Origin of the sequence: Pseudomonas akapageensis, from assembly GCF_011355085.1 — a bacterium.
GTDB lineage: Bacteria > Pseudomonadota > Gammaproteobacteria > Pseudomonadales > Pseudomonadaceae > Aquipseudomonas > Aquipseudomonas akapageensis.
In genome coordinates, this window is sequence record NZ_VXCP01000061.1 from 1 (window position 1) to 1,359 (window position 1,359).

The 1,359-nt window shown below is 59.1% G+C and carries 1 protein-coding gene; it reads right to left on the reverse strand.

Annotated features, from left to right (window positions below):
* Window positions 1–1,211 (reverse strand): IS3 family transposase gene (locus tag F2S13_RS28090; RefSeq protein ID WP_425500254.1). Its coding sequence is split into 2 segments (ribosomal slippage), with 1,212 coding nucleotides annotated over them: window positions 1–866 and window positions 866–1,211; the frame shifts between segments, so codons are not numbered across the junction. This gene is flagged as partial in the annotation.
* Window positions 1,212–1,359 lie beyond the last annotated feature (148 nt).

A 1,359-nucleotide genomic window follows, 5' to 3' on the forward strand; every position in this document is an offset into this window, starting at 1 on the left:
CTCCGCCGCCAAGCGCCTGAACTCCCTCGGTGAACGATATTTCAAGGCGCTGTGCGGATGCTGCTCGTTGTAGTGCTCGAAGGCAATTGCCAGGTTACGCAACGCCGTTTCTCGATCCGGCTTGGGCATGTGCGCCACGTAATCTCGCTTAATCGTCTTCACGAAGCTCTCGGCCATGCCGTTGCTCTGCGGGCTGCGTACCGGGGTGGTCACCGGCTGCAAGCCGATCTGTCGAGCAAACAGGCGTGTCTGTTCGGCGGTGTACGCCGAGCCGTTGTCGCTTAGCCATTGAACTGGCGTGGTGGGCAGTTGATCACCAAAACGCTTTTCCACGCTTTCCAGCATCAAGTCGCGGATATCATCGCCGCTGTACCCGGTCGGGCTCGCCACCCAGCCGATGGCTTCGCGATCACAGCAATCGAGGACGAAGGTCACGCTCAGTTTGGCGCCGTCCTCGCAGCGGAACTCAAAGCCGTCCGAGCACCAACGCGTATCGCTGGTTTCCACAGCAATACGGCCTTCGTGCCGACGCGGCACGCCGGGCTGTTTGATCCGGCGTTCAAGCAAAAGGTTGTGGTCACGCATCACCCGGTAAACCCGTTTCACGTTGATCGCAGGCAGCGACCGCTTTTCACGTGCACGACGCAGCAGTCCCCAGACGCGACGGTATCCATAGCTGGGCAGTTCGCTGACCTCTTGCTGGATTTCAGCGACCAGCTCTACATCGTTCACAGGCCTGCTTCGCCGTACTTTGGGCGATACCGATTGCTTGATTCGAACCGTTAATTGCGAGCGCGCCACACCGAGACATTCGCTGACCAGTTTCACTGGTCGTCCCCCGGCAACAAGGGTGAGTGCGCAATCCATTTTCGCGACCGGGCGATCTCCACGGCCTCTTTGAGGATTTCGGCTTCCATCGTTTTCTTGCCCAGCATCCGTTGTAATTCACGGATCTGCTTGAGCGCATCGCTCAGCTCGGAGGCAGGTACCACGGCTTCGCCAGCACTGACCGCCGACAGGCTACCGTCCTGATACAGCTTGCGCCACAGGAACAGCTGATTGGCATTGATGCCGTTGCGCCGAGCGACGACCGACACACTTTGTCCTGGCTCAAGGCTCTCGCGAACCATGGCCAGCTTTTGCTCTGGGCTCCAGCGGCGCCGCCGCTCCTGGCCCAAAAGCTCCCCACTCTTGTCGTTGCTATTAGTCATAAACATAACCGTTTGCCTATCCCTTATCGTAAGGGGGAAACGGTGTCCTGTCTTTCATGGGGCTCGTTCAACGTTGTTGTTCGACGAGCAAGCACTGCATCGGCAACCGGTTAACTTCTGGGGCCCGGCTCTGGGCATACCGCTGCCG